Consider the following 21,477-nt stretch of genomic DNA (forward strand, 5'->3'; position numbering starts at 1 on the left):
AACGGCGCGGTCGTCGTCGGCCGGGCGGCGGCCGCGCTCGACGCGGGCCTGGCGGCGCTGGCGCACGGCGAGGCGTCGACGGCCGTGGTGCGCGGGACGGCCGGGCACGGGCCCGCGCCGAAGGTCGCGTTCCTCTTCACCGGCCAAGGCGCGCAGTACTCCGGCATGGGCCGGGGCCTGTACGGCACGCACGCCCCCTTCGCCCGCGCGATCGACCGCGCCGACCGCGTCCTGCGGCCCGAACTGGGTCTGCCGCTCCAGGAGTTGCTGTTCGACGAGGACCGGGCCGGGCTGCTGCGGTCCACCCGCTGCTGCCAGCCCGCGCTCGTGGCCCTTGAGGTGGCGCTCGCCGAGCTGTGGCGGTCGCTCGGGGTGCGGCCCGCGGCCGTGCTCGGGCACAGCGTCGGCGCGTACGCCGCCGCGTGCGTGTCCGGCGCGCTGTCCTTCGAGGACGCGCTCGCCCTGGCCGCCGTACGCGGCCGCCTCATGGACGAGCAGCCGGGCGACGGCGCGATGATCGCCTGTGTGGGCGACGCGGCGGCGGTCCGTGAGGTGGCCGCCGGGTACGCGTCGGTGGCGGTCGCCGCGGTCAACTCCCCCACGCACCTCGCCCTCTCCGGGGAGCGGGCGGACATCGAGCGGGCCCGGGCCGCGCTCGTTCAGCGGGGTGTGACGGTCAGGCCGCTCGCGGTCTCGGGCGCCTTCCACTCGCCGCTGATGGCGGGTGCCGCCGAGCCGCTGCGCGCGGCCGCGCGGGGCGTGCGGTTCGCCGAGCCGGTCGTGCCGTGGGTGTCGGACGCCACCGGCGAGCCGGTCGGGCGGATCGACGCCGACGCCCTGGCCGCCCACCTGCTCGGCACGGTCCGCTTCGCCGACGGCATGGCGACGCTGCGGCGGCTCGGCTGCGCCGCGTTCGTGGAGGCGGGACCGCACCCGACGCTGCTCGGCCTGGCCCGCGCGCCGCTCGCGGGCACGCTCGCCGCCGCCCCGGCCGCGCCGGGGCCGGAGCTGTGGCTGCCGTCGCTGCGGCGGCCCCCCGCCGGTGCCGCGACGGGCTCGGGCGACTGGGAGACGCTGCTGACCTCGCTGGGGCGGCTGCACTGCGCGGGCGGCGAGGTCGACTGGGCGGCGCTCGACGAGGGCCGCCGCGGACCACGGGTGCCGGTGCCGCACGCGGTCATGGAGCCCGAGCCGTACTGGTTCACACCGCCGGAGGAGGCAGACATGCGGGACGGGGCCGGGCGTGCGGACGCGGTGGCGCGGGGAGCGGGCGAGGCTGCGGCGCGGAGGGCCGGCGAGGCTGTGGCGCGGGGGGCCGGGGGCTCCCCAGGCCGTGCGGCGCCGCCTCGCGTGGCCGGGGCGGGGACGACGGGGCTGGGCACGACGGGGGCCGAGAGGAGCGAGCCCGAGAGGAGCGAGCCCGAGAGGAGCGAGCCCGAGACGTACGGGCCCGAGCCGACGCGGCCCGCGCCCACCACGGCCGAGCCCGCGGCGCCCCGGACCGCGCTCGCCCCCGCGCCCCCGCGCGGCACCCCCTCCACCCGGCATGAGGTCCTCGCCCACGTCGCCCGCGTCTGCGGCTACGACGCCCGGCGGATACCCCAGGACGCGCGGCTCGGCATGGACCTCGGCTTCGACTCGCTGATGCGCCAGGAGCTGGAGCGGGCCCTGCTGCGGCGGTTCCCGGGGCGGCTCAACGGCAACCGCGAGCACTTGCCCGAGGACCCGACCGTCGGGCAACTGGTGGACCTGCTCGACTCAGCCGGGGCGCGGGCCGCGGCGCGGAGCCCCGCACCGCCTCCGGAGCAGCCCTCACCGATGCCCGAGCAGACCCCCGTACCGGCCCCCGAGCCCGAAACCGCGCCCGAGCCCGCGCTCGAACCCGTCACCCAGGAGCGCGTCTTCGAGGAGTGGCCCGAGTACGCCGAGCTGCGGGAGCGGCTGCGGCTCGCCACCGCGGACGGGACCAACCCGTACGGCCGTACGCACGAGGGGTTCAACGGCGGCCGGGCCCGGGTGCGCGGCGCGCGCGTCCTGAACTTCGCGGCCTTCAACTACCTGGCGCTCTCCCACCACCCGCGGGTCCGCGCCGCGGCGAAGGCCGCCGTCGACCGGTACGGCACGTCCTGCTCGGCGACGCCGCTGCTGTGCGGCGAGACCCCGCTGCACCACGAACTCGACGCCGAGATCGCCTCGTTCCTCGGCACCGAGGCCGCGATCGTGTTCGCGGGCGGGCACGCCACGAACGTCGCCACCATCGGCCACCTCTTCGGGCCCGAGGACCTGATCCTGCACGACGAGTGGATCCACGACAGCGCGGTGCGCGGCAGCGTCCTGTCCGGTGCCCTGCGCAGGCCCTTCCCGCACAACGACTGGCGGGCCCTGGACCGGATGCTCACCGCCGCGCGCGGCCGTGCCCGGCGCGCCCTGGTGCTCGTGGAGGGTGCCTACAGCCAGGACGGGGACCTGCCGGACCTGCCGAAGTTCATCGACGTCAAGCGGCGGCACGGGGCCATGCTCATGGTCGACGAGGCCCACTCGATCGGCGTGCTCGGCCGCACCGGCCGGGGCATCGGCGAGTACTTCGGCGTCGACCGGGCGGACGTCGACCTGTGGATGGGCACGCTCAGCAAGGCCGTCGGCAGCCTCGGCGGCTATGTGGCGGCGCGGCGCACGATCGTGGAGTACCTGAAGTTCACGGCCCCGCTGCACATCTTCAGCACCGGCATCGCCCCCGCCAACACGGCGGCCGCCCTCGCGGCGCTGCGGGTGCTCAGGGACGAGCCGGAGCGCGTGGCGCGGCTGCGGCACCTCGCCGAGCACTTCCGGGACGCGGCCCGCGCCCGCGGCCTCGACATCGGCGTGTCCCGGGCGTCGGCGGTGGTCCCGGTCGTCATCGGCGACTGGGAGCGGACCATGGCGCTGTCGAACGCGCTGCTCCGGCTCGGCGTGAACGTGATGCCGATCGGCTACCCGGCCGTGCCGCGCGACGAGTGCCGCCTGCGCTTCTTCATCAACGCCGACCACACCCGCGACGAACTCGACCGCGCCCTCGACCTGTTGGGACGAGCCATGGCAGAGCAGCAGCAGAACGGAATCCCGCCCGCGGGGGCGACCGGGGCGGTCGGGACCGCCGGGGCCACGGGAGCGGCCGGGACCGCTGAGACCCCCGAGGCGGCCGGGGCCACAGCGGCCGGTCAGCCCACCGACCCCACCGAGCCCACCGAGACCGCCCAGCCCGGCGGGATCACCGAACCCACTGAACCCGCCCAACCCAGCAGGATCACCGACCTCACCGAGCCCACTCAGCCCAGCGGAATCACCGACCCCGCCGACCCCAGCAGGACCACCGAGCCCACCGCCGGAGTCGCCGCCGCCCCCGGCCCCGTGGCCGCCGTCCCGGAGGTGCTCGTCGCGGGAGCCGGTGGCTTCATCGGCGGCCACCTCACGCACCGCCTCGTCGAGCGCGGCCACCGGGTCCGGGCGCTGGTGCGCGCGGGCAGCGACCGGTCCGGGTTCGCGGGCGCGGACCCCGACGCCGTCGAGGTGGCGGTCGGCGACCTGGACGACCCGGAGAGCCTGCGCCGCGCCACGGCCGGGGTCCGGCACGTCTACAACTGCACCGGCCTGTCCGCCGACTGGGGCCCGTGGGACCGGTTCCGGCAGGTCAACGTCGACGGCAGCCGCCGCCTGGTGGAGGCCGCCGCGCACGCGGGCACCGTGGAGCGGTTCCTGCACGTCAGCACCACCGACGTGTACGGCTACCCGGTCCGGCCCGGCGACGAGAGCACCCCTCCGCGCGACATCGGGCTGCCGTACAACCGCAGCAAGCTCCTCGGCGAGCAGGCGGTCCGCGAGGCGGCGGCGCGTGCCCTGCTGCCGCTGACCGTGGTGCGGCCGGTGAGCGTGTACGGGCCGCGCAGCAAGGACTTCGTCGTGGAGATCGCGACGCTGCTCCTGGCCCGCCAGATGGTCTACATCCGCGGCGGCGACGTCCCGGCCGGGCTGCTCTACGTGCGCAACGCCGCCGACGCGATGATCGCCGCCTGCGGGGCACAGGCCGCGGCCGGCGGCACGTACAACCTGCGCGACCCGGAGCGCACGACGTGGCGCGCCTACATCGAGGCGCTCGCCCGCGGCCTCGGGGTGAAGCCGCCGTCGCTGAGCCTGCCCGCCCCGCTGGCGCGCGGCGTCGCGACCCTCTCCGAGGGGGTGTACGGGGCGCTGCGGATCACGGCGCGGCCGGTGCTCACGCGGCACGCGGTGCACCTGTTCGACCGCGACCAGTCGTACGCCGTCGACCGTGCCCGCGACGACTTCGGCTTCAAGAGCGAGGTGACCTTCGAGGAGGGGGTGCGGCTCACCCTCGACTGGCTCGACTCGCCCGAGGGCCGCGCCCACGTCAAGCGCTGACGGCCCCCGGGCCGCCGCACCGCGAGAGGACCCCACCCGTGCACCCATCCGCGCGCCCGGCCCGGCCGGCGCCCCCGACGGCCACCGACTGGTTCCCCGGCCCCGGCCCGGACCCGGAGGCGGCCGCAGGGACGCCGCGCCTGATCTGCTTCCCGTACGCGGGCGGCACCGCCTCCGTGTACCGCGACTGGCCGGACCTGCTGGGGGCGCCGGTGGTGCCGGTGCAGTTCCCCGGGCGGGGCCGGCGGCTGCGCGAGGCGCCGTACACGGACCTGGACGCGCTGGTGTCCGACGTGACGGACGCGCTGCTGGCGGCCGGACCCGTGCGCGACTACGTCCTGTTCGGGCACAGCATGGGGGCGCTCGTCGCCTACGAGGTGGCGTGCGCGCTGCGCGCACGCGGCGCGCCGGAACCGCGCCACCTGTTCGTGTCCGGCAGCCGGGCCCCGCACCTGTACGGGGACCGCGCGGACCACGCGCTCGGCGACGACGCGCTGCGCGCCCTGGTCCACGACCTGGGGGCCCTGGCACCCGGCGACCGCGTCGCGGGGGCCTACCTGGAGCGCCGCCTGCCGGTGCTGCGCGCCGACCTCACGGCGTGCGAGCGCTACCGCTGGCGGCCGCGCCCCCCGCTGGCCTGCCCGATGACCGCGTACGCCGCCGCCGGGGACCCGGTCGCGCCCGCGCCGGGCGTCGAGGCGTGGCGCGCGTACACCGGCGCCTCGCTGCTGTGCCGCCGCGTGCCGGGCGGCCACTTCTTCCTCAACGGCCCCGAGCGCCGTCCCCTCCTGCGCGACCTGCGCACCGAACTCACCCGTACCGCCGAGGAGAAGGAACCCTCATGGACCTACTGAGCCTGGCCAGGGCCGTCAAGGACCGGGCGCGGGAGCCGGTCGCGGACGTGCTGGCCGCGGCGCGCGTCGTCACCGACCCCCGCCTGCCGCTGCTTCTCGTGCTCGACCGGACCCTGTTCCACCCGCTGTACCGGGCCTCGTTCCTGGCGGCCGCGGCGGGCTCCGGCGTGCTGCGCTGCCTGGCGGCGCGCCCCTGCGACCTGGAGAGCGTCGCCGAGCGGATCGGCGCCGGGCCCGCGGACCGGGAGCGGCTGCGGGCCTGGCTGGACGCCGGGGTGCGCCTCGGCGAGCTGCGCCGGAAGGAGGGCTGCTACCTGCTGCGCAGCCGCACCGCCAAGGCGCTCGCGCGGGTGCACAACGACCCGGTGGCCGCGGCCCTGGAGGAGGTGCTGCGGTTCCACGTGCCCGCGCTGCGCGACGCCCCGCGCATGCTCGCCCAGGGGGACCGGTTCACGCTCTCCGACCAGGACGGCCTGGTCGTCGCCCGCTCCTCGCTCGTGCTGCGCGGCTTCGTCGAGGAGGCCGTCGGCCGGGCGCTGCCGCGCACGGGACCGGTGCGGCTCCTGGAGATCGGCTGCGGCAGCGGCACGTACGTGCGGTACGCCGCCGAACTCAACCCGCGCCTGACCGCGCTCGCCGTCGACCTCCAGGACGAGGTCGCCGAGCAGGCCGCGAAGAACATGGCGCAGTGGGGCCTCGCCGACCGCGTCGAGACCCGCCGGGGCGATCTGCGCACCCTGGACCTCCAGCCGCAGTTCGACCTGGTGACCCTGCACAACAACATCTACTACTTCCCGGTCGAGGAGCGCGCCGAGGTCCTGGCGCGGGCGCGGTCCTTCCTGGCCCCGGGCGGCAGGCTGCTGCTCACCTCGTCCTTCCGGGGCGGGAGCGCGTTCGGCCTGGAGGTGCTCAACCTGTGGTTCGAGCTGGCCGCGTTCGGCGGGCCGCTGCCGCGCGAGGACGAGTTGCTCGGGCAGGTGCGGGAGGCCGGGTTCACCGACGTGCGGGCCTCGGGTGTCGTGCCGGGCCAGCCGTTCCGCGCCGTCACCGGCGTCAACGCCCCCGCGGGCCCGGTGCGCCACCGCCCGGCCGCGCGGGCGCTCTCCCCCGCCCCGCAGGCCGCCGAGGAGGCCGCGTCATGACCACGAAGGCGACCACGAAGACGACCACGGACACGGGCACGACCACGGACACGGGCACGGACACGGGCGCGCATACGGGCGCGGGCACGGACGCGGCGCCCGCGGCCGCCGACGCCACGACGGCCCCCGCCACCGGCGCCCCCTCCCCGCACGCCGGCCTCGTCACCGTCCTGGGCCGCGCGCGCCCCGGCGGCGCCGACGTGCCCGGCGGTGCCGGCGTACCCGCGGGTGCCGACGTGCTCGGCGGCAAGGGCGCCCGGCTCGACGAGATGCTCCGGGCGGGGCTTCCGGTGCCGCCCGCGTTCTGCCTCACCACCGGGCTGTTCGAGCTGTTCCTGCGCGAGAGCGGGCTCGGCGCCGAGCTGCGCGCGGCCGAGGCACGGCACGAAGCTCCCGCCGTCGTACGGGAGCTGGTGCTTGCCCGGGAGCTTCCGGAGGCCGTCGCGCGGCCCGTCCTCGCGGCCTACGAGGAGCTCGGCCGGCCGCGCGTCGCGGTGCGCTCCTCGGCGGTGCGGGAGGACTCCGCCGGGCGCTCCTTCGCGGGCCAGCACGACACCGTCCTCGACGTGGCGGGCGACGCGGCGCTGCTGGACGCGGTCAAGGTCTGCTGGGCGTCGCTCTGGTCGGACCGCGCGGCGGCCTACCGCTCCGGCCCGGCCGGGGCCATCGCCGTCGTCGTCCAGGAGATGGTGGACGCGGACGTCAGCGGCGTGCTGTTCACCGTGGACCCCGTCGGCGGCCGGCCGCACCGGCTGGTGGTGGAGGCGTGCTGCGGGCTCGGCGAGGGGCTGGTGTCGGGCCGGGTCTCCAGCGACTTCTTCGTCGTGGACGACCGCACCCTGGACGTCGTCGAGGAGCGCGTGCGCTACAAGGTCACCAAGTGCGCGCCGCTCGCGCCGGGCCGCATCGGCATGACGAAGGTGGACGCCGCCGACCGGGACGCGCCCTGCCTGACCCGGGAGAAGCTCACGGCCCTGGCCCGGCTCGCCCTGCGGGTGCGCGAGCACTACGGCTGCGAGCAGGACATCGAGTGGGCGCTGCGCGACGGCACCCTGCACCTGCTCCAGGCCCGGCCCATCACCACCCGGCCGCGCCCCGACGCGGCCGACGGCGACCGCAGCCCGTACCTGGCGCGGTGCCGGGAGCGGCAGCCGGAGGCGGTCGTGGGCGGCACGCTGTGGTCGCGCATGGACATCGGGGAGATCTTCGTGGGCCTGATGTCCCCGCTCGGCCTGAGCTTCGCCCGCCACTACCAGGACCACGTGCACGGTGACTGCGCGCGGGCCCTCGGCGTGCGCGACATCGGCGACGTCGACCTGCACATGGGCTACCTCCAGGGCCATGTGTACCTGAACATCTCCTACACGGCGTATCTGCTCGGGCAGGCCCTGCCGACACGCGACCAGCGGCACTTCACCCGCCGCTTCGTGAGCGAGGAGGTCGACCTCGCGACGTACACCAACCCGTTCGGCACCTTCCCCGGCGGGGTCGAGGACCTGTTGTCCACCGTGCACTGGCTGCGCGAGACGGGGCGCGAGATGGTCGTGATGAAGGGCCGCGCCCGGGACATGGCGCGGACGCGCGACTACGAGTTCGACCGCGCCCGGCGCCTGGACCTGACCCGGATGTCCCGGCGCGAGCTGGACGCCGAACTCACCCGCTACCTGCACTACTTCCACGACGCGCACGTCGGCTACATGCCGTACTACATCAACGCGTTCGGGTTCTACGGCATCCTCACCGAGCTGTGCGCGCGGTGGCTCGGCTCTGCGGGCGACAACCTCCAGAACCGCCTCAAGACCGATATGTCGAGCCTGCGCACCGTGGCGTCCGCGCAGGAGATCTGGGCCGTCGCGCAGGCCGCCAAGGCCCGCCCGCGCGTCATGGAGATCATCGAGTCGGCGCCCCTGGAGGAGGTCCCGGACCACCTGCGCGCGGACCCCGAGGGGCAGCAGTTCTGGGACACGCGGATGGAGCCGTTCCTGCGCGCCAACGGCACCCGCGGCCGCCAGGAGATGGAGCTCACCCACCCGCGCTGGATCGACGACCCGTCGTACGTCTTCCAGATGATCCGCCGCTACGCCGCCGACGGCTTCACCGCCGACGACATCATGGGCCGCAGCCGCGCCCGCCAGGAGGGCGACGTCCGCGCGGTGCTGGCCGGTCTTCCGCTGCCGCGGCGCAAGACCCTGGAGGGCGTGATGGCGATGTACGCGCTCTGCAGCGAGCTGCGCGAGTCCACCCGCATGTCGATGATCACGTCGATCTGGCTGGTCAGGAACGTGGTGTACGAGGTCGGGCGGCGGCTCGTCGCCGACGGCGTCCTGCGCTCGCTCGACGAGGTGGCCTACCTGGACTTCGCGGACGTACGCCGCTTCGTGGCGGGCGGGGCGACGGCCGCCGAGGCGTTCCCGCGGGAGGCCCTCGACGAGCGGCGGCGCGTGCACGAGTACCACAACCGCCTGCCGGAGCCGCCGCTGACGTTCGTCGGCGCGTACGACGGCACGCGCGCGGCGCGGCCGGTCCGGGACGGGGCGCGGCTGACGGGCCTCGGCTCGTCGCCGGGGCGGATCGTGGGCCGGGCACGGATCGTGGAGGACCTGGTGTGGCAGGCCGACGAGTTCCAGGCGGGCGAGATCCTCGTGACCCGGCACACCGACGCGTCCTGGACACCGCTGTTCGCCATCGCGGGCGGCGTGGTCACGGACATCGGGTCGATGCTCTCGCACAGCTCCATCGTGTCCCGCGAGTTCAACGTGCCCTCGGTGGTCAACACCAAGCACGCCACCCAAGTGATCAACACCGGCGACATGGTCATGGTCGACGGTGACACCGGGGTCGTCGAGGTCGTCGAGGGCTGAGCGGAACCCCGAAAGTCCCGAGCCGCCCGGGCCCTCGGGACCCCGAGCCCCGAGGCGCCCGCGGCCCCGCGGCGGACAGCAGCAGCGGAGAGGAAAGCGAGAGGCGACCAGATGATCCCCAACCAGTGGTATCCGATCCTGCGGACCCAAGACGTCAAACGCGGCGCCCCGACCGGGGTGAAGCGCCTGGGCGAGGAGCTCGTGCTCTGGCGCGACCTCGACGGCAGGCTGGTCTGCCAGTCGGCGCGCTGCCCGCACAAGGGCGCGAACCTGTCCGACGGGCGCCTCGTGGGCAACTCCATCGCCTGCCCCTACCACGGCTTCCGGTACGACACGGGCGGCACCTGCCGCCTGATCCCGGCCCTCGGCGCGGAGGGCCGCATCCCGGCGTCGATGCGGATCGACACGTACGAGGTGCGCGAGCAGTACGGCCTGGTGTGGCTGTGGTGGGGCGACAAGCGCGCGAGCCTGCCGGAGATCGTGCTCCCGCGCGAACTCGCCGAGCACCCGCGGCCGTACGAGACGATCACCTGGAGCAGGCCCGTCCACTACACCCGGTACATCGAGAGCCTGCTGGAGTTCTACCACGTGACGTTCGTCCACCGGGACCACTGGGCGAACATCATCGACTACACGTTCATGTACGGCAGTTGGCGCAAGCTCTGGACGGACGGACGCGAGCGCTACATCGCCGCCAACAAGATCGTGAACCACCGCGTGGACGTGGACGGCACGATCATCCGCTCCACCTTCGACCAGTGCGAGGAGGGCAACCCCGACAACATCTGGCACTTCGACCTCATCTACCAGGCGCCCTGCATGACGCACGTCCGCCAGGGCCTCCTGGAGGTCACGACCTGGCTCACGCCGATCGACGACGAGAACACCCAGGCGATCATGCGGCTGTGGGAGTACCCGCTGCTCAAGCGGATGGTGCCGATCAAGCCGCTGCGGCCGTGGATCCTGCGGGCCTCGCTCCAGATGGAGAAGTACGTCCAGGACCAGCAGGACAACGACATCATGGCGCGCCAGGAGCCCAAGGTCAGCGAGCGCGGCGTGAACAAGCTGATCGCCCCGGACGAGATGAACGCCAAGTACCTCCAGATGCGGGACCGGTTGAAGGCGGAGGCACGCGCGGAGGCCGAGGCCCGCGCCACGGCTCCCGCGGCCCCGGCTCCCGCGGCCCCGGCTCCCGCGGCCCCGGCCCCGGCGGCGGCCGCGGCGGAGCCCGCGACGAGGGCGGCGGTCACGGCCAACGGCAACGGCAACAGCAACAGCAACAGCAACGGCAACAGCAGCGGCGGCAACGGAAGCGGCAACGGGGCCGCCGCCCGGAGCGGCACCGCGGCGGAGGAGTCCCCGGCCCCCGCCGAGGGCCTCAGCAAGAGCGCGTCCTGAGCCGCGTGCGCGTTCCGGTGAGGGGGCCGGAACGCGCGCCGGGGCCGTGCCTTACGGGGACCCGGGCCAAGCCGCCCTCGGACACCGGGCCGTCGGGCACCGGCCCCGCGAGCCGGGTCAGGACGTCGCCACGCGCAGCGGCGCCTTGCCCGCCGCGACCGGGTCGCCGTCCTCGGCGAGCTCGTCCCACCACTGCGAGCCGTCCTCGATGTGGCGCAGGAGGATGCCCTCGCGCAGCGCCCAGGGGCACACGGCCGCCGCCTTGACGCCCATGAGCTTCATCGCCGTGTGCCCGACGACCGCGCCGGCCAGGCTCTGCCCGGCCCGCGGCGCCGAGATGCCGGGCAGCCGCGCCCGCTCGGCGGCGGGCAGACGAGCGAGCCGCTCCCGGGCCTCGCGGAGGCCGGAGCGGCGCAGGGTCCTGTCGACGAACGGGCCGTGTCTGCCCGGTTCCTCCCCGGCCAGGCGGGCGAGCTGCTGGAACGTCCGCGAGGTCGCCACGGCGGTGCGCGGCCCCTCCCAGCGGATCCGCGCCGCCACGTCCCGCAGTTGGTGCCGCACCTGGCGCCGCAGGTCCCTGAGGGCCTGCTCGGAGGGCGGGTCGTCGGCGGCGAGGTACTGGTGGGTGAGGCGGTGCGCGCCGAGCGGCAGCGACACCGCGAAGTCCGGCAGCCGCCCCCGGCCGAAGGCCACCTCCAGCGAGCCGCCGCCGATGTCCATCAGGACCAGCGGCCCGGCCCGCCAGCCCAGCCAGCGGCGGGCGCCGAGGAACGTCAGCTCGGCCTCCAGCTCCCCCGGCAGGGTGCGCAGCCACACACCGGTCCGCACGGCGACCGCCCGCAGCACCTCCTGGCGGTTCGGCGCGTCCCGGATCACGGCGGTGGCGAAGGCCAGCGGCCGCCCCGCGCCCCAGCGTTCGGCCGTCGCGGCGGCGGAGGCCACGGCGTGCGCCAGGCGCTCCACGCTCTCCTCGCCCAGCGGCCCGCCGGGCTCCACCTGCTCGCCGAGCCGCAGCTTCCACTTGGCGGTGTGGACGGGCAGCGGAGCCCCGCTGTCGGCGTCCACGACCACGAGCCGCGCCGTGCGCGACCCCACATCCAGCACGCTCACTCGCATGAGCCCTCAGTACCCCGGCAGAATCCCGGCACGCCCACGGACACGACATGTGCCGTTTCCCTCCATGACATGCCCCGTTTCCATCGGCCGCATGCGCCGCCCCCTCGGCCCCGGGGTCCGTAGCGTGACTCCATGACCTCACTCACCCGCCCCGCCCACCGTCCCGCCCCGCACCACGACCTGGTCCTGCGCGGCGGCCGCGTGCTCGATCCGGAGAGCGGCCTCGACGCGGTGGCCGACGTCGGCGTGACCGGCCGGGAGATCTCCGGGGTCTCGGCGACGCCGCTGCCGGGGCGCCGGGTCCTCGACGTGTCGGGGCTCGTCGTCGCCCCGGGCTTCATCGATCTGCACAGCCACACCCACACCGTCCAGGGCCACCGGCTCCAGGCCCTGGACGGCGTGACCACGGTCCTCGAACTGGAGGCGGGCCTGTCCCCCGTCGAGGAGGCCTACCGGCTCGCCGCCGCCGAGGGCCGCCCGCTCAACTACGGCTTCTCCGCGTCCTGGGCGCAGGCCCGGATGGCGGCCGTGGGCGGGCTGCCGCACGGCGGGGGCATCACCGCGACCCTGCACCGCCTCGGCGAGCCCGCCTGGCAGCGCGAGGCCACCCGGGCCCAAGAGGAGGCGCTCCTCGACCTGGTGCGCCGGGACCTCGACGCCGGGGCGCTCGGCATCGGCGTCCTCATGGGCTACGCGCCGCGGGTGCGCCCCGAGGAGTACCTGGCGGTGGCCCGCCTCGCCGCCGGGGCCGACGTCCCCACGTACACGCACGCGCGGGACCTGGTGGAGCAGGAGCCGGACACGCCCGTCGACGGCGCCGAGGAGATCGCCAGGGCCGCGGGCGAGACCGGCGTGCACGCCCACTACTGCCACGTGCCGTCCACCTCGCACCGGCACACCGACCGCGTCCTCGCCGTCCTCGACCGCGCCCGGGCCGAGGGCGCCCGCGTGTCCACGGAGGCCTATCCGTACGGCGCGGGCATGACCGCCGTCGGCGCCGCCTTCCTCGACCCGGCCCGGCTGTCCGGCCGGGAGGTGTCCGACATCGTGTACGCCCGCACGGGCCGGCGCGTGCGCGACGCCGCGGAGTTGCGCGCCCTGCGCGCGGCCGATCCCGGGGCGCTGGCGTTCCTGCCCTTCCTGGACGAGGACGACGCCCGCGACCGGGCCTTCCTGGACCGGGCGCTGCTGCACCCGCACACCGTGATCGGCTCCGACGCGATGCCGCTGACCTGGACGGACCCGGCGGCCGACCCGCTGGCATGGCCGGTGCCGCCCGGGGCCGCGGTCACGCACCCGCGCACCGCGGGCACGTTCTCCAAGGTGCTGCGCCGGTACGTGCGGGAGCTCGGCGCCCTCGGCCTGATGGACGCGGTCGCGCGGGCGAGCCTCTTCCCGGCGCGGATCCTGGAGGCGGGGGTGCCCGCGCTGCGCAGGAAGGGGCGCGTCCAGGCGGGGTGCGACGCCGACCTCGTCGTCTTCGACCCCACCGCGGTGAGCGACCGGGCCACGTACGCCGACAGCACCCGGCCCTCGACGGGCCACGCGCACGTCCTGGTCGGCGGCACGTCCGTGGTCCGCGACGGCGTCCTGGTCCCGGACGCCCTGCCGGGCCGCCCGGTGCGCCGCTGACCGCCGCCCGCGGGAGCGGGGTGGCGCCACTAGTGGCAGCCATGGTGCCACTTTGCCGCCACGGGCACCGTCAGCGACGAGATGGGGCGCGCGCCGGGCGTACGGCGGCCCGCGGGAGGCGCGGCCGAGAGCGACCGGCACCACCCGCGTGCGGAACCGGGCGGAAGGTGCGGGCATCCCGTGAAGTGCTGGTGAAGCGGGTTTGCGGTGAAGCGGTACCTGGCATTCCGGGAGGGCGGACGCTGTGGACGAGGGGCGGTATTCGGTCAGTTCCGCGCCCGGAACGCGAGTTGCCCCTTGTGGCGCCATAACTGTGCCACCATGGCGTCATGGATCTCACGCCCTACGCCGACGACTCCCCGCACGAGCTCGCCGCCGCCGCGGACGCGGGCGGAGAGGACGGGCGGACCCCGCACCGGAGACCCGGCGCGCCGCAGGATCCGCCCGCCGGGCCCGCCGCGCGCGAGGAGCGGCCCGCCCGGCTCACGCTGCTCAGCACGGGCCCCGACACCGGCGGGGCCGCCCCGCCGGCACCCGGCGGACACGGCTCCCTGGCGCTGGCGAGCGACCTCCTGTCCGGCGGCCCGGTCGGGCTGGGGTTCGCCACGGCGGGCCAACTGGAGTCGGCCGCCGCCCTGTTCGACCAGGCCGTGCCCGACCCCGCGGCGCTGACCCTGGACGTACCGGGCGACGGCGGCGCGCCCGCGCTGGGCGCCCTCGAGGCCGCGCTCGACGGGGCCGGTGTCGAGGCCACCGCGCTCGCCGCGCGCACGCCTTGCCTGGACGACGTCTGCCAGGCGCTGTTCGGTCCCGACGAGGACGGGAACGCGACCGGCGGGGACGACGCGGGCTGAGCACACGGCCGCGGAACACCACGGACGGGCCGCCCACCGGCGGCGGGCGACCCGTCCGTGCACCGCGTGGCCAAGGCGGACCAGCAGCCGACACCGGAACCCACCCCACGGACCGCCGCCGTACGCATCCCGACGCGGGGCCGCCGCCATACGCGTCCCGGCCCGGCCCGCCGCCGCACGCACGCCGACACGTCCCGCGTCAGAGGCCCACACCAGGGCGTACGCCGAACGCACTCCGCTGCGCACGCGGCCGGACCCGCCGCCATACGCCTTCCAGCGCGGGCCCGCCGCCGTACGCACCCCGGCCCGGCCCGCGCCGTACACGTACGCCGAACGTGCTCCGGACTCCGTCCGGACGCGTCGTGCCTCAGGGGGCGGCGGTCTCCCGCCGCACCCGCTCCAGTACGCCCGGCAGCGCGCGCAGGAAGGCGGTCACCTCGTCCTCACCCACGATGAGCGGCGGGGCGAGCCGGATCGTGTCCGGCGCGACGGCGTTCACCAGCAGGCCCGCGTCCTGGGCCGCCTCCTGCACCCGCCCGGCGACCGCCTCGGTCAGGACGATGCCGAGCAGCAGCCCGGCCCCGCGGACCCGGTCCACCAGCGGGTGGTCGAGGCCCTCGATGCCCTGGCGCAGCGCCTCGCCCTGGCGTTTGACGTGGTCGAGGAGGCCGTCGGCGTGCAGGGTGTCGAGCACGGCGAGCGCGGCGGCGCACGCGACGGGGTTGCCGCCGAACGTGGTGCCGTGCGTGCCGGGTGACAGCAGCTCGGCCGCCGGGCCGAACGCCAGGGTCGCGCCGATCGGCAGCCCGCCGCCGAGCCCCTTGGCGAGCGTGAGCACGTCCGGCTCGACGCCCTGCGCCTGGCACTCGAACCAGTGGCCGGTGCGGCCGATGCCGGTCTGCACCTCGTCGAGGACGAGCAGCGCCCCCGCGGCCCGGGTGATCTCGCGGGCCGCCGCCAGATAGCCGGGCGGGGGCACGACCACGCCGTTCTCGCCCTGGATCGGCTCCAGGACGACGAGCGCGGTGTCGGTGTCGACGGCCGCGCGCAGCGCCTGCGTGTCGCCGTACGGCACGTGCGTGACCTCGCCCGGCAGCGGCTCGAACGGCGCCCGCTTCGCGGGCTGCCCGGTCAGCGCGAGGGAGCCCATGGTGCGGCCGTGGAAGCCGCCCTCGGCCGCGACCGTGCGGCGCCGCCCGGTCAGCCTGCCGATCTTGAAGGCGGCCTCGTTGGCCTCGGCGCCGGAGTTGGCGAAGAACACCCGGCCCCTGCGCCCCGTCAGGCGCAGCAGCCGTTCGGCGAGCCGGACCGGCGGCTCCGCGACGAACAGGTTCGACACGTGGCCGAGTTGTCCGATCTGCTCGCTGACGGCCCGGACGACGGCGGGGTGCGCGGTGCCCAGGGAGTTGACGGCGATGCCCCCGACGAAGTCGAGGTACTTCTTGCCGTCCGCGTCCCAGAAGGCGGCGCCCTCCCCGCGTACCAACGGCACGCGCGGAGTGCCGTAGTTGTCCATCATCGACGCCTGCCAGCGCTCCGTGAGCGTCTTTTCGGACCGGTCGGCGGCGGTCCCCCGCGCGGTCCCGGTCACTGCAGGCCCTCCACGATGTCCGGCATGACCAGCGTGCCGATCTCCTCGCGCGTGAACATCTCCAGGAGCACCGAGTGCTGGACGCGGCCGTCGATGACCCGGGCGCTGCCCACGCCGTTGCGCACCGCGTGCAGGCACCCGGCCATCTTCGGCACCATGCCGTCGGCCAGCTCCGGCAGGATCTTCTCCAGTTCGCTGGCGCTGAGCCGGCTGATGACCTCGTCGCTCTGCGGCCAGTCCCGGTACAGCCCCTCGACGTCGGTGAGGAAGACCAGCGTGTGGGCGTTGAGGGCGGCCGCCACGGCGGCGGCGGCCGTGTCGGCGTTCACGTTGTAGACGTAGTCGTCGTCGACGCTGCGGGCCACGGGCGAGATCACGGGGATGCGGCCGTCCGCCAGCAGCGCCTCGACGGCGCCCGGGTTCACCTGGGTGATCTCCCCGACGCGGCCGATGTCGACCATCTCCCCGTCCTCGCTCTTCGGCCGGTGCTGGACGGCGGTGATGAGGTCCGCGTCCTCACCGGTCAGGCCGACGGCGAGCGGGCCGTGCTGGTTGATGAGCCCGACGAGCTCGCGCTGCACCTGCCCGGCGAGGACCATCCGGACGACGGACATGGCCTGCGGCGAGGTGACCCGCAGGCCCGCCTTGAACTCGCTCTCGATGCTGTGCAGCCGCAGCGCGGCGCTGATCTGCGGGCCGCCGCCGTGGACGACGACGGGCTTGAGTCCCGCGTGGCGCAGGAAGACCACGTCGTGCGCGAAGGCGGCCTTCAGCTCGTCGTCGATCATGGCGTTGCCGCCGAACTTGATGACGCAGATCATGCCTTGGTGGCGGTTCAGCCACGGCAGCGCGTCCATCACGGACTGCGCCTTCTCCAGGGCGGGGTGTTCGTGGGTGGGGATCCTCATGACGCGTACGCGCTGTTCTCGTGGACGTACGCGGACGTCAGGTCGTTGGTCCACAGGGTGGCCGACGCGGTGCCGGCCGCCAGGTCCGCGGTGATGACGACCTCCCGGCCCCGCATGTCCACGGACGCGCGGTCCACGCCGATGGCACCGTCCTTGCAGACCCAGACGCCGTTGATGGCGACGTTCAGGCGGTCGGGCTCGAAGGCGGCGGAGGTGGTGCCGATGGCGGAGAGCACCCGGCCCCAGTTGGGGTCCTCGCCGTGGATGGCGCACTTGAGGAGGTTGTTACGGGCGATGGACCGCCCGGCCTCCACCGCGTCGTCCTCGGTGGCCGCGTGGACGACGTCGATGCGGATGTCCTTGCTCGCGCCCTCGGCGTCCCCGACGAGCTGCCGGGCCAGGTCGTCGCAGACCGTGCGTACGGCCTCCGCGAACTCCTCGTACCCCGGTGTCACGCCGGACGCGCCGGAGGCCAGCAGCAGCACGGTGTCGTTGGTCGACATGCAGCCGTCGGAGTCGACGCGGTCGAAGGTGACGCGGGTGGCCGCGCGCAGCGCCCGGTCCAGGTCGGCGGCGGGCAGGTCGGCGTCCGTGGTGAGCACCGCCAGCATGGTGGCGAGGCCGGGGGCGAGCATGCCCGCGCCCTTGGCCATGCCGCCGACGGTCCACCCCTCGCCCTCGGCCACGGCCGTCTTGTGCACGCTGTCGGTGGTCTTGATGGCGACGGCCGCCTGCTCGCCGCCGTCCTCGGACAGCGCGCGGGCCGCGGCCTCGACACCCGGAAGGAGTTTGTCCATGGGCAGGCGGGTGCCGATGAGCCCGGTGGAGGCCACCGCGACCTGGTCGGCGCGGTGGCCGTCGAGGGCCGCGGCCGCCTTCTCGGCCGTGGCCCGGGTGTCCTCGTAGCCGGCGGGGCCCGTGCAGGCGTTGGCGCCGCCCGAGTTGAGGACGACGGCCGTCACCTGCCCGCCCCTGAGGACCTGTTCGCTCCACACGACGGGGGCGGCCTTCACCCGGTTCGCGGTGAAGACCCCCGCGGCGGCCCGGCGCGGGCCGTGGTTCACGACCAGGGCCAGATCGGGTTTTCCCTTTGCTTTGATTCCGGCCGCGACGCCCGCGGCCGAAAACCCTTTTGCTGCCGTGACGCTCATGGCTCTACGACTCCTAAAGCGGAAGTTCCCGGTCGTCCGGGAAGGCCGAGGGGGCCGCGGCAAGGACACCGGCCACGACTCCGGTGAAATGGCACGGGCCGTGCCGTCCCCTTCTCGATTCTGACGGCGGAGCGCCGTAAGGCGACAAGGCGCTGTCCGGCCGCGGTCGTTGCCCACCCCGCCCACCAGCCCTCGGCGCACCGACGGGCATCGGCGACGCCGCTCCGCGACGGCCGGGCGGGGTGAGGGGCGACTCGCAACAAAGTACCGGCGATTCGTGCGTTCGGCACCGGGGCGTTGTCCTGTCCACAGGACGCACCGGTACGCGCCGCACCCACCGGGGAGCACGGTCGCGGGAGACCACGCATTCTGCGGTCATTGTGTTGTCCCCATGGATTTCACCGCGTCGCAATAATGCACGGGAGCAGCACCCGGCAATTCGCCGGAGGCCGGGCAGGCCTGGACGCCGGAGCCGTCCCGAACCACAATGGCGGAGCCGGAGCCCGGCCCGCGGACGATCTCGCCGCGGCGGCGGGCCCCGGTCCACCGGCCGGATTCTCCTTTCGCCGATGCTCCGCGGCGCGCGGAATCTGCGGAGCTCGAGGACCGGTCCGACCGGAGACCAGACCTCTTGAATTGGAGTACCTATGAGCAGCAACCCGTTCGACGACGCCGACGGCCGGTTCTACGTCCTGGTGAACGACGAGGAGCAGCACTCGCTGTGGCCGTCCTTCGCCGAGGTGCCCGCGGGCTGGCGGGTCGTGTTCGGCGAGGCGAGCCGCCAGGAGTGCCTGGACTACGTGGAGCAGAACTGGACCGACCTGCGCCCCAAGAGCCTGCGCGACGCGATGGCGGCCGACTCGGCCGCGTGACGCGTCGTTCCGCGACGCCGAGGGCCCCGGTGCCGGGTGCGGCACCGGGGCCCTCACGCACGCCCGCGGCGGTCCGCCCGCCGGGCCGGTGCGGCCCTCCCCCGGCCGGTGGCCGCGGCCCTGCACGGGCACGGGAGCGGGTACAGGCACGGGAACGGCCCGCCAGCCGGACTGACGGGCCGTGCGCGGGAGCCGTCGGCGGAACGGTCAGGCCTCGCCGCGGGCCGCGGTGGGGCTGGGCCGGCGCCTGAGGACGGACTCGGCGATCTCACCGCTGCGGACGGCGATGTTCGACAGCAGGGACGAGGTCAGGCCGTGCGTGTGCTCGGTGCCGCCCTGGAGGTAGATGCCGCAGCTCAGGTCCTCGTCGGTGACCACGCGGTAGTCGCGCTCGACGCGGTGGCGGCCCTGCTCGTCGCGCAGGCAGTGGCGGTCGAGCTCGCCGAGCAGCGCGGTGGCGTCCATGGTGCTGTAGCCGGTGGCGAAGACGAGGGCGTCGACGTCCATCTCCTGCTCCGTCTCGCCGTCGAGCAGCGAGTGCAGGACGACGCGGGTGTCGTTGCCGGAGCGCTTCACTTCCTTGACCCGGGTCAGGTTCAGGAAGCGCAGGCGCTGCTCGCCCGCGACCTCCTCCTCGTACGCGCGGCGGAACAGCTCGCGGATGACGTCGTCGTCGACCACGGAGTAGTTCGTGTTCTTGTGGTAGCGCCAGAAGGCGTCGCGCGTCGTCTCCGTGCCGTAGTAGTAGTGGTCGACCGCGGCCGGGTCGAAGACCTGGTTGGCGAAGGGCGTGTCGTCGGCGACCGAGTAGCCGTACGACGGCAGGACCGCCGACACCTGCGCGTGCGGCAGCATGTCGTGCAGGAACTTGGTGATCTCCGCCGCGCTCTGCCCGGCGCCGACCACGGCCACGTGGTTCAGCTCCGCGGGGTCCATCCGGCCGTACTTGGCGAGGAACTCCGAGCTGTGCCAGACGCGTTCGTCGCGCTCCATGCCCGTGGGCATGCGCGGCACGAGGCCGGTCGACACGGCGACGTTGCGGGCAAGCACGGAGCGCGTCGCGCCGCTCACGGTGTCCCGGACCTCGACCTGGAGGCACTGCTCCGGGCCGGTCCCGGCGTCCCGCGCGAGCCGGACGCCGGTGACCTCCGCGTTGTACGTGACGCGGTCGCTGAAGTGGGACTCGGCCCACTCCAGGTACTGGTGGAACTCCTGCCGCGTCGGGAAGAAGTCCTGGTTGTTCACGAATTGCACGAGGCGGTCGGACGCGTGCAGGTACGACACGAAGCTGTACCGGGACACGGGATTCCGGAAGGTGGCCAGGTCCTTCAGGAACGAGATCTGCATCGTCGCCTGCGGGAGGAGCATGTTGCGGTGCCAGCCGAAGGCCGCCTGCCGCTCGAAGAAGACACTGGTGACCGGCTGGTCGGAGGTGTTGCTCTGGTGTTCCTCCAGGGCAATGGCGAGGGACAGGTTGGACGGGCCGAACCCGATGCCAACGATGTCGTATATCTCGTGTTCACGCGTACCCATAGATAATCTCCCGCTGGCGTAGCTTCGACAGGGACTTCCCGCATCAATCGATGAGGTTCAGTAAGAGTGCGGTTGCCCAGGAGGACCGAGGTCGGAAATGCTGGCAACTCTCGTTTCCGTCTGCGGCTGAAGGTCTCGGGCTTCTCGACCTGCGGCCCGGAAGACACGCATTGAGTATTGCGTTGGAGAACACCGCCACGCCAACTTAGAGGTGCCGGACGGACCTTTCAAGAGGTCCCGACCACCGTGCCCGGCCAGGCAACCGCTGTCCTGTCGACGGGACAGCCGTGTCGCTCGTCCGCATTTTGGTCGTGCCGCTCAAAGCGTTGCTAACGTCGCCGACCCGGCGCCGCGCCATGCGTGAAATCAACGAAAGGGTGAGCTGCGGATGTACGTTCCGAGCCAGTACCGCCAGCCGGACAGTTCGTGGATGGTCGACCTGATCCTCGGCAATCCGCTGGCGCTCTTCGTGAGCAACGGCAGCCCGGAGGCCGGGCCGTTCGCCACGCACCTGCCGGTGATCAGGGACCCGGAGTGGACGGGCGAATGGTCCGACGACCTCGCGGGCGGCAGGCTGCTCGGCCACATGAACCGCGCGAACCCGCACTGGAAGGCGCTCGAATCCGGCAGCGTGAATCTGCTGACGTTCACCGGGCCGCACGGTTACGTCTCGCCGACGGTGTACGAGGTGACACCGGCGGCGCCCACGTGGAATTTCACGTCGGTGCACGTGCACGGCGTGGTGGAGAAGATCGAGGGCATAGAGAACACCCTGGCGGTGGTGAAGGAGACCGTACGCGCCTACGAGGGCGCCTTCGGGGCGGGCTGGGACATGACCGAGTCCCTCGACTACTTCCGGAAGATCGTCCCCGCGGTGGGCGCGTTCCACTTCAAGGTGACCGGCGCGGAAGGCATGTTCAAGCTCAGCCAGGAGCAGCCGACCGAGGTGCAGGAGCGCGTACGGCGCTCGTTCGGCGGCCGTGAGTGCACCCGGTACCGGGCGGCGGCCGGCCTCATGGACAAGCTGCCGTAGCGGGCCCCCACGGCCGCGGGCGCGCGCCCTCACCGCCCCCACGGGTGAGGGCGCGCGCTTCGTGGCGCGGCCCCGGCAGGGCCTCGCGGTGGCGCCGCGGGCCCGTGCGGCGGTGCCCC

At 74.5% G+C, this 21,477-nt stretch carries 14 protein-coding genes; 9 read left to right on the forward strand and 5 right to left on the reverse strand.

Annotation, left to right across the window (positions count from 1 at the left end; genetic code table 11):
* The 5 genes from IE330_RS31585 to IE330_RS31610 all read left to right on the forward strand — a co-directional run.
* The coding region (locus tag IE330_RS31585) for an aminotransferase class I/II-fold pyridoxal phosphate-dependent enzyme (RefSeq protein ID WP_229926064.1) at nucleotides 1–4,413 on the forward strand (4,413 nt) is incomplete at its 5' end.
* Between the two features lie 38 nt (nucleotides 4,414–4,451).
* Nucleotides 4,452–5,267 (forward strand): thioesterase II family protein, encoded by an 816-nt coding sequence (locus IE330_RS31595; RefSeq protein WP_190139600.1) that lies wholly within the window; start codon nucleotides 4,452–4,454, stop codon nucleotides 5,265–5,267.
* Complete coding sequence (locus tag IE330_RS31600; RefSeq protein ID WP_190139601.1) at nucleotides 5,255–6,409, forward strand: class I SAM-dependent methyltransferase; 1,155 nt, start codon at nucleotides 5,255–5,257, stop codon at nucleotides 6,407–6,409. The genes IE330_RS31595 and IE330_RS31600 overlap by 13 nt, the downstream gene beginning before the upstream one ends.
* Nucleotides 6,406–9,270 (forward strand): undecylprodigiosin ligase RedH, encoded by a 2,865-nt coding sequence (redH, locus tag IE330_RS31605; protein WP_190139602.1) that lies wholly within the window; start codon nucleotides 6,406–6,408, stop codon nucleotides 9,268–9,270. Before IE330_RS31600 ends, redH begins: the two co-directional genes overlap by 4 nt.
* A 111-nt stretch (nucleotides 9,271–9,381) precedes the next feature.
* Nucleotides 9,382–10,668, forward strand: a complete 1,287-nt coding sequence (locus IE330_RS31610) for a Rieske 2Fe-2S domain-containing protein (protein ID WP_190139603.1) — start codon at nucleotides 9,382–9,384, stop codon at nucleotides 10,666–10,668.
* A 117-nt stretch (nucleotides 10,669–10,785) separates the two neighbouring features.
* Here IE330_RS31610 and IE330_RS31615 read toward each other — a convergent pair whose 3' ends face one another.
* Complete coding sequence (locus IE330_RS31615; RefSeq protein ID WP_190139604.1) at nucleotides 10,786–11,784, reverse strand: Ppx/GppA family phosphatase; 999 nt, start codon at nucleotides 11,782–11,784, stop codon at nucleotides 10,786–10,788.
* A 132-nt stretch (nucleotides 11,785–11,916) separates the two neighbouring features.
* Between IE330_RS31615 and IE330_RS31620 the strand changes: the two genes are divergently transcribed.
* On the forward strand, nucleotides 11,917–13,416 hold the full coding sequence (locus IE330_RS31620; protein ID WP_190139605.1) for an amidohydrolase family protein: 1,500 nt from the start codon (nucleotides 11,917–11,919) through the stop codon (nucleotides 13,414–13,416).
* Between the two features lie 329 nt (nucleotides 13,417–13,745).
* On the forward strand, nucleotides 13,746–14,270 hold the full coding sequence (locus IE330_RS31625; RefSeq protein ID WP_190139606.1) for a hypothetical protein: 525 nt from the start codon (nucleotides 13,746–13,748) through the stop codon (nucleotides 14,268–14,270).
* A gap of 367 nt (nucleotides 14,271–14,637) precedes the next feature.
* Here IE330_RS31625 and IE330_RS31630 read toward each other — a convergent pair whose 3' ends face one another.
* The 3 genes from IE330_RS31630 to argJ are packed head-to-tail and all read right to left on the reverse strand — an operon-like array spanning nucleotide 14,638 to nucleotide 17,920.
* Nucleotides 14,638–15,861 carry an acetylornithine transaminase gene (locus IE330_RS31630; protein WP_268257370.1) on the reverse strand — a complete coding sequence of 408 codons (1,224 nt, stop codon included), beginning with the start codon at nucleotides 15,859–15,861 and terminating at the stop codon, nucleotides 14,638–14,640.
* Entirely contained in the window at nucleotides 15,858–16,769 is a 912-nt protein-coding gene (argB, locus tag IE330_RS31635; RefSeq protein ID WP_190139607.1) for an acetylglutamate kinase, read from the reverse strand. The genes IE330_RS31630 and argB overlap by 4 nt, the downstream gene beginning before the upstream one ends.
* A complete protein-coding gene (gene argJ, locus IE330_RS31640; protein WP_190139608.1) occupies nucleotides 16,766–17,920 on the reverse strand; it encodes a bifunctional glutamate N-acetyltransferase/amino-acid acetyltransferase ArgJ in 1,155 nt (384 codons plus the stop codon). Before argJ ends, argB begins: the two co-directional genes overlap by 4 nt.
* 647 nt (nucleotides 17,921–18,567) lie before the next feature.
* On the opposite strand from argJ, the gene IE330_RS31645 reads away from it, so the two are divergent.
* On the forward strand, nucleotides 18,568–18,792 hold the full coding sequence (locus IE330_RS31645; RefSeq protein ID WP_190139609.1) for an MbtH family protein: 225 nt from the start codon (nucleotides 18,568–18,570) through the stop codon (nucleotides 18,790–18,792).
* 207 nt (nucleotides 18,793–18,999) lie between these two features.
* Here IE330_RS31645 and IE330_RS31650 read toward each other — a convergent pair whose 3' ends face one another.
* Nucleotides 19,000–20,325 (reverse strand): lysine N(6)-hydroxylase/L-ornithine N(5)-oxygenase family protein, encoded by a 1,326-nt coding sequence (locus IE330_RS31650; protein ID WP_190139610.1) that lies wholly within the window; start codon nucleotides 20,323–20,325, stop codon nucleotides 19,000–19,002.
* 388 nt (nucleotides 20,326–20,713) lie between these two features.
* Here IE330_RS31650 and IE330_RS31655 point away from each other — a divergent pair, with 388 nt between their 5' ends.
* Complete coding sequence (locus tag IE330_RS31655; RefSeq protein ID WP_190139611.1) at nucleotides 20,714–21,358, forward strand: FMN-binding negative transcriptional regulator; 645 nt, start codon at nucleotides 20,714–20,716, stop codon at nucleotides 21,356–21,358.
* The last annotated feature ends 119 nt before the right edge of the window (nucleotides 21,359–21,477 follow it).

The sequence above is a fragment of the Streptomyces longispororuber genome, from assembly GCF_014656095.1.
GTDB classification, from domain to species: Bacteria; Actinomycetota; Actinomycetes; order Streptomycetales; family Streptomycetaceae; genus Streptomyces; species Streptomyces longispororuber.